Genomic DNA, 6,957 nt, shown 5'->3' on the forward strand with positions numbered 1-6,957 from the left:
AGAGGATCTGAGAGGATCTGAGAGGATCTGAGAGGATCTGAGAGGATCTGAGAGGATCTGAGAGGATCTGAGAGGATCTGAGAGGATCTGAGAGGATCTGCTGTCCGGTGCGGTATTTCCTTCACCTGAACGGGAGGACCACATGGGCTACTTCGGAAGCGGAGGACGGAAAGGGACGTGGCCGCCGCTGGCGAAAACAGGCGGCGGGCGCCCCTTGCCGCGGGGGCGACGCGGGGGAATCTTTCGACGCTCCCGAACCCGCCGACGAGATGCCCATGCCCGATCGTCTCACGACCGCCGTAGACCTCCGTTCCGACACGGTGACCCGTCCCACGCCCGCGATGCGGCACGCCATCGCCGAGGCCGAAGTGGGCGACGCGGTGCTGGGCGACGACCCGACCGTTGCCGCCCTGGAGCGGTACGCGGCCGAGCTGCTCGGAAAGGACGCCGCGCTTTTCTTTCCCAGTGGCATCATGGCCAACACCACCGCGCTGCTCGTGCTCGGCCGGCCGGGTACGGAGGCGGTGATCGAGGCAGGGGGCCACATCCTCAACTACGAAGACGGCGCCGCCGCGGCGTGGGGCGGCATCCAGATGCGCGCCGTGCCCACCGCCGACGGGCTGCTGCGCCCCGAGCACGTGGCCGAGTACGTACGTCCGGGCACGCCGTACCTGCCCCTGACGTCATTGGTGTGCCTGGAGAACACGCACAATGGCGCGGGCGGCCGCGTGATGCCCCTGGCGCAGCTGCGGGTCGTCGCCGAGACGGCGCACGCGCGGGGCGTGGCCGTGCACTTGGACGGCGCGCGCCTGCCCAACGCGTCCGTGGCGACGGGCGTGCCCATGGCCGAGTTCGCCGCGCCCGTGGACACGGTGATGGTGGCACTCTCCAAGGGGCTGGGCGCCCCCGTGGGCTCCATCCTGGCCGGCAGTGCGGAAGCGATGGAGAAAGCCTGGCGCGTGCGCCGGCGACTGGGCGGCGGCATGCGGCAGGCGGGGATCCTGGCGGCGGCGGCGCTGCACGGGCTGCGCAACCACTTTCCCCTGCTGGAGCAGGATCACCGCCGCGCGCGGGAGCTGGCGGGCCGCGCGGCCGGCGTGCCAGGGCTGTCCGTGGTGCCGCCGGAGACGAACATCGTGATGATGGACCTCGTGGAGCCGCGGCTGGAGCCGGCCGCCGTCCTCGCCGCGCTGGAGCGGCGCGGGGTGCGGATGACGCAGTTTGGCGCGCGGCGGCTGCGCGCGGTAACGCACCTGGACGTGGACGACGCGGGGATCGCGCGCGCGGGCGACGCGCTCGTGGAAGCCGTGGGGGAGCTGCTGGGCTGAGGCGGGCGGCGGGCCGAATGGCGGGCCGTCGAAACCCTTGTGTTCCGGCGGCCGATCGTGTAAACTTTCGCATTATCTTCGGGAACCGCCCCGCGCCCGGGGTGTACCATCCGCACGCCCTGATCGGGCTCGGCACCAGCGCTTACCAGAGGAACGAGAGATGGCAGCTGTGGAGATCGCGGCCGACAAGCTGAAGGCCCTGAACGTCGCCATCGGGCAGATCGAGAAGTCCTTCGGCAAGGGCTCGATCATGCGCATGGGGATCAACGGCCCCCGGATCGCTGTCTCGGCGATCCCCACGGGCGCCATCAACCTGGACGCGGCCATCGGGATCGGCGGCATCCCGCGCGGGCGCATCACGGAGATCTACGGACCCGAGTCGTCCGGCAAGACGACGCTCTGCCTGCACGTGATCGCCAACTCGCAGCGCAGCGGCGGCGTGGCGGCGTTCATCGACGCGGAGCACGCGCTGGACATCGAGTACGCGCGCAAGCTGGGCGTGGACGTGGACAACCTGCTCGTCTCGCAGCCGGACACGGGCGAGCAGGCGCTGGAGATCGCGGAGGTGCTGGTGCGCTCGGGCGCGGTGGAGGTGGTGGTGATCGACTCCGTGGCCGCCCTGGTGCCCCGCGCCGAGATCGAGGGCGAGATGGGCGACAGCCACGTGGGCCTGCAGGCGCGGCTCATGTCGCAGGCGTTGCGCAAGCTCACGGGCGCCATCAACCGCTCGCAGACCACGGTGATCTTCACCAACCAGATCCGCGAGAAGATCGGCGTGATGTTCGGCAGCCCGGAGACCACGACGGGCGGCCGCGCGCTCAAGTTCTACGCGTCGCTGCGCATCGACATCCGCCGCATCGGGTCCATCAAGGACCGCGAGGTGCTGGTGGGCAACAAGACGCGCGCCAAGATCGTCAAGAACAAGGTGGCGCCGCCGTTCAAGCAGGCGGACTTCGACATCATGTTCAACGTGGGCATCGACCACTACGGCATCATCGTGGACCTGGGCGTGGAGTCGGACGTCATTAACAAGTCCGGCGCGTGGTTCTCGTTCGGTGACGTGCGGCTGGGGCAGGGGCGCGAGAACGCCAAGGCGTTCCTGCAGGAGAACCCCGAGGTGGCGACCCGCGTGGAGGAGCGCGTCAAGGAAGTGATGGGGATGCGCGGCATCTCCGCCACGGCCGAGGGCGGCAGCGACGACTGACGCCGGTTGTGCAGACGAGTGGAGGCCCCTTTCGCCAATGGCGGGAGGGGCCTTCGCGTTTCGTGCACCTCGGACTGGACGATTCTCGCCTCTTCTCGCCTTTTCTCGCCGATTGTCGCCGATTGTCTCACGTCGTTCTGGAGCAGCAGCATGCAACCGGGGGCGCGTGGATTCGTAGTCCGTTGACGTGGGGCGGACGGGGCGTAGGTTGTCGCCGTTCCGCGCCCGGCACCGCGGTTGCAACTGCCTCCGCGGACGTCCTGAAGGAGATCGCTCCCGGCGCGCGGCATTGGACCGCCGCCGGCTTCCCCAACCGGTACACTCGTGAGCCACGGCACGGAACACGACGCACGCGGGCGCTACTTCTACGTGCTGGCACTCACCGCCCTGGGGGTGGTGTACGGCGACATCGGCACCAGCCCGCTGTATGCCATCCGCGAATCGCTGGGCGAGCACTACGGGCTGGAGCCCGTGCGCGGAAACGTGCTGGGCGTGCTGTCGCTGATCTTCTGGGCGCTCCTCATCGTCATCTCCATCAAATACCTGGTGTTCGTCATGCGGGCGGACAACCGGGGCGAGGGCGGGATGATCGCGCTGACGGCCCTGGTGGCCCCCGCCGCCCGCATGCGGACGGGAAGCCGGCGGTGGGTGCTGGTGCTGGCGGGGCTCTTTGGCGCGTCGCTGCTGTACGGCGACAGCATGATCACCCCCGCCATCTCGGTGCTGAGCGCGGTGGAGGGGCTCAAGGTGGCCACGCCGCTGCTGGAGCCGTACGTGCTGCCCATCGTCATCGCCATCCTGGTGGGCCTGTTCGCCGTGCAGAGCCGGGGTACGGCGGGGATCGGCCGGGTGTTCGGACCCGTGACGCTGCTGTGGTTCGTGACGCTGGGCGTGCTGGGCGCGTGGCAGGTCATCCGGTCGCCCGGCGTGCTGGCCGCCGTCAATCCGCTGTACGCGGTGTCGTTCTTCGCGAACAACGGGTGGTCGGGGTTCCTGGTGCTGGGCTCGGTGTTCCTGGCCGTGACGGGCGGGGAGGCGCTGTACGCCGACATGGGGCACTTTGGCGCGGGGCCTATCCGCTTCACGTGGTTCACGGTGGTGCTGCCGGCCCTGCTGCTGAACTACTTTGGCCAGGGCGCGCTCATCATGCGCGAGCCCGAGGCCATCGAGCACCCGTTCTTTCACATGGCGCCGGAGTGGGCGCTGTACCCGCTGGTGGCGCTTTCGACGCTGGCGACCGTCATCGCGTCGCAGGCGGTGATCTCGGGCGCGTTCTCGCTCACGCGGCAGGCCGTGCAGCTGGGCTACCTGCCGCGCCTGCGCATCGAGCACACGTCGGAGCGGCAGATCGGGCAGATCTACATTCCCAGCGTGAACTGGCTGCTGATGCTGGCGTGCATCGGGCTGGTGCTGGGCTTTCGCAACTCCAGCAGCCTGGCGTCGGCGTACGGCGTGGCGGTGACGACGGACATGGTGTTCACCACCATCCTGTTCGGGTTCGTGGCGCGCACGCGCTTCGGCTGGCCGAAGTGGAAGGTGGGGCTGCTGGCCGCGGGCTTCCTGGTGGTGGACCTGGGCTTCTGGGGCGCCAACATCGTCAAGATCCCCCACGGCGGCTGGTTCCCGCTGGTGATCGCGGCCGGCTTCTTCACGTGCATGACGACGTGGAAGATGGGACGGCAGATCCTGGCGCAGCGGATGCAGGCGCGCACGCTTCCCGTGAAGCTGTTCCAGAAGGACCTGGCCGCCAACAAGTACACGCGCGTGCCGGGGACGGCCGTCTACATGTACGGCAACGCGGACGGCACGCCCCCCGCGCTGCTGCACAACCTGATGCACAACAAGGTGCTGCACGAGCGCGTGGTGCTGCTGACGGTGCAGACGGAAGAGGTGCCGCGGGTGGACGATCCCGAGCGGGTGGAGGTGGAGGAGATGGGCCACGGCCTGTTCCGCGTGCTGCTGCGCTACGGCTTCACGGAGGACCCGGACATCCCGTCGGGGCTGGCGCTGGCGAAGAAGAAGGGGCTGGTCTTCAAGCCGATGGAGACGAGCTACTTCCTGGGCCGCGAGACGCTGATCGCGTCCAGGAACCCGGGGATGGCCATCTGGCGCGAGCACCTGTTCTCGGTGATGTCGCGCAACGCGCGAAGTGCCACCTCGTTCTTTGGTCTCCCGCCGAACCGGGTGGTGGAGCTGGGGGCGCAGATCGAGCTGTGACGGCGAACGGCAGGGAATAGGGAACAGGGAATAGGGAATAGCCTGCAGCTGCTGGAGCTCGGACGAATCGCACCCTCTTTCGCCGTCGCGGGAGAGGGTGTGTTGCGTACAGCCTGCACGCGTTGCAGAGAACTGGTGCCGGGTCCCGCTATTCCCTATTCCCTATTCCCTATTCCCTATTCCCTGATCAGGCCTGCAACCTCCACCCCGCCGTCGCCGTACAGGGGATCAATCCGCCGGGACGCGAGGTATTAGCCCGGTCGAAGCACCCACACGGACCAGGAGAACCGAGCGGTGTTCCAGCACGTCGAAGGCATTCGCAAACCGAACCGGCGCGGCGCCCTGTCAGCGGCAGGCGTGGCGGCGCTGGTGCACGTGCTTTTGATCGTGCTGTTGGCATGGGGCTTTCGCGAGCGGGTGCTGCTCGCCATTAATCCGGCCGGCGACGGGCCGGCGCTGGCGTTCCCCGAGGGGGGCGGTGGCGGGGGAGGCGGGGCCGGCGGCGAGGAGATGGTGTCGTACGTGGAGCTGGCGCCCACGCCCGAGCCCGTCGTGGAGCCCGTGCCGGAGGAGGACGTACTGGTGCCGCCCGAGCCCACGCCCGTCCCCGAGCCGCCTAAGCCCCAGCCCACGCCGCAGACGCAGGCGCCTCCCCAGGAGCGTCCGCCCGCGGTGGCGCCGACGCCGACAGCGGCCGGCAGTGGGGCTGGAAGCGGCGGTGGGCAGGGCGCGGGCCAGGGGCCCGGTGAAGGTCCGGGCCAGGGACCGGGCTCCGGCGGGGGGAGCGGTGGCGGCACGGGCGGTGGCATCGGCTCCGGGGTGGGGCCGGGGAACGGCGGCGGAGGCAGCCGCATTCGCCCGCCGGCCACGGACGTGATGCTCATCCCGCCCGACAAGCCGGGTGGCGTCACCAGCCAGGAGATCACTGTCCGGCTGACGGTGGATGAGCGGGGCCGCGTGCGCGACGCGCGCTTGGCCAGCAGCACGGGAAACCGCGGCTACGACGAGCGCATCCGCCGGTGGGCGTTGAGCCTGGTGTTTCGCCCCGCGGTGAACCTGGACACCAACCGGCCCGTGGAGGCGCAGACGGAGATCAAGGTGGACGTCTGATTTTCGGGGTTCGAGGAGCCCGCCGTGACCGGTGCGTCGCGGCGGGCTTCTTTGCGTTTCGGGGGAAGGGCGGGAGGACAGGGGACAGGGTAGAGGGGACAGCCTGCAACGGCGGCCTCACTCGAACGCGTCGTCCGGGAGCGTCTCGTCCAGCACCTCGCGGATCGTCTCGCCGTCGAAGCCGCGGCGGGCCAGGAAGCCGTGCAGGCGCCGCCGCGCGCTTTGCCGCTCCTCGCCGGCGCGGGGCTTCCACTTGGCGGCGGCGCGGCGGGCCAGCTCGCGGTCGTCCGTCTCCTCGGCCTCCATGGTCTCGCGGATGGCGGCGCGCGCCGTCTCGTCGTCCACGCCTTTCTGGCGCAGCTCGTTGGCCAGGCGTCGGCTGCCCTGCGGGCGCAGGCGCACGCGGTCGCGGGCCAGCATCCCCGCGAACGCCGCGTCGTCGATCATCCCCAGCGCGCGCAGCCGGCCGATCACCTCCTCCGCCACGTCCGGCCCGTAGCCCTTCATCCGCAGGCGGCGGGCGAGCTCCACGGCGCTGCGGGGGCGCACGGTGAGCAGGCGCAGGGCGGCCTCGCGCGCCTGCCAAGTGCGGTCGCGGCGCTCCAGCTCCGCCAGCCGCGCCTCGTCCACCATGTCGCCCACGCGCAGGTTGGCGGCGCTCGCCACCTCCGCGGCCAGCCCCATCCGGAACTCGCCGTCGATGAAGACGCTGAGCCGGTCGGGGTCGTGCTTCTGCGGCGGGAGGCTGGTGACTTTCATGCGCTTGGTCTGACTTTGTCTCGGTGATGGAACCGCGGGGGACAGGTTACAGGGGACAGGGGACAGCCAGCAACTGCCGGACGACGGGCCGCCTCCGCGGATGACTCGTCGTTGCTTGCCGTCCCCTGTAACCTGTCCCCTGTAACCCGCCGTTGCGTTTCCGTCACGGCCCGGCCTTGTCCCCGCAAACCCCGCCCGCTACACTAGCCCCATGCCCCAGACCATCGCTCCCGAGGTGCCCGCGGCGGAGTTTCGCGCGCTGCGCGACCGCGAGTTTCCCCACGTGGCCCGGGCTCCGTGGCTCAACGCGGCGTCCATGGGACCGCTGCCGGAGCGCGC

The 6,957-nt window shown here is 70.0% G+C and carries 5 protein-coding genes; 4 read left to right on the forward strand and 1 reads right to left on the reverse strand.

Annotated features, from left to right (window positions below; genetic code table 11):
* Nucleotides 1-275 precede the first annotated feature (275 nt).
* The 4 genes from VFZ20_RS18410 (at nucleotide 276) to VFZ20_RS18425 (ending at nucleotide 5,859) form a co-directional block, all read left to right on the forward strand.
* Nucleotides 276-1,328, forward strand: coding sequence for a GntG family PLP-dependent aldolase (locus VFZ20_RS18410; protein ID WP_329685390.1), 1,053 nt, complete (start codon nucleotides 276-278; stop codon nucleotides 1,326-1,328).
* 160 nt (nucleotides 1,329-1,488) lie between these two features.
* Entirely contained in the window at nucleotides 1,489-2,532 is a 1,044-nt protein-coding gene (recA, locus tag VFZ20_RS18415; protein WP_329685391.1) for a recombinase RecA, read from the forward strand.
* Nucleotides 2,533-2,856: 324 nt separating this feature from the next.
* A complete protein-coding gene (locus tag VFZ20_RS18420) occupies nucleotides 2,857-4,749 on the forward strand; it encodes a potassium transporter Kup (RefSeq protein ID WP_329685392.1) in 1,893 nt (630 codons plus the stop codon).
* Nucleotides 4,750-5,043: 294 nt separating this feature from the next.
* Nucleotides 5,044-5,859 carry a hypothetical protein gene (locus VFZ20_RS18425; RefSeq protein ID WP_329685393.1) on the forward strand — a complete coding sequence of 272 codons (816 nt, stop codon included), beginning with the start codon at nucleotides 5,044-5,046 and terminating at the stop codon, nucleotides 5,857-5,859.
* Nucleotides 5,860-5,976: 117 nt separating this feature from the next.
* Here the strand turns inward: VFZ20_RS18425 and VFZ20_RS18430 are convergent, their stop codons facing one another.
* A complete protein-coding gene (locus VFZ20_RS18430; protein WP_329685394.1) occupies nucleotides 5,977-6,618 on the reverse strand; it encodes a regulatory protein RecX in 642 nt (213 codons plus the stop codon).
* Between the last annotated feature and the right edge of the window lie 339 nt (nucleotides 6,619-6,957).

It is taken from the genome of Longimicrobium sp., from assembly GCF_036280135.1.
Classification (GTDB): domain Bacteria; phylum Gemmatimonadota; class Gemmatimonadetes; order Longimicrobiales; family Longimicrobiaceae; genus Longimicrobium.

Coding starts and splice junctions, on each gene's coding strand:
- VFZ20_RS18410 (WP_329685390.1), top strand. CDS start 276: ATGCCCGATCGTCTCACGACCGCCGTAGACCTCCGTTCCGACACGGTG.
- recA (WP_329685391.1), top strand. CDS start 1,489: ATGGCAGCTGTGGAGATCGCGGCCGACAAGCTGAAGGCCCTGAACGTC.
- VFZ20_RS18430 (WP_329685394.1), bottom strand. CDS start 6,618: ATGAAAGTCACCAGCCTCCCGCCGCAGAAGCACGACCCCGACCGGCTC.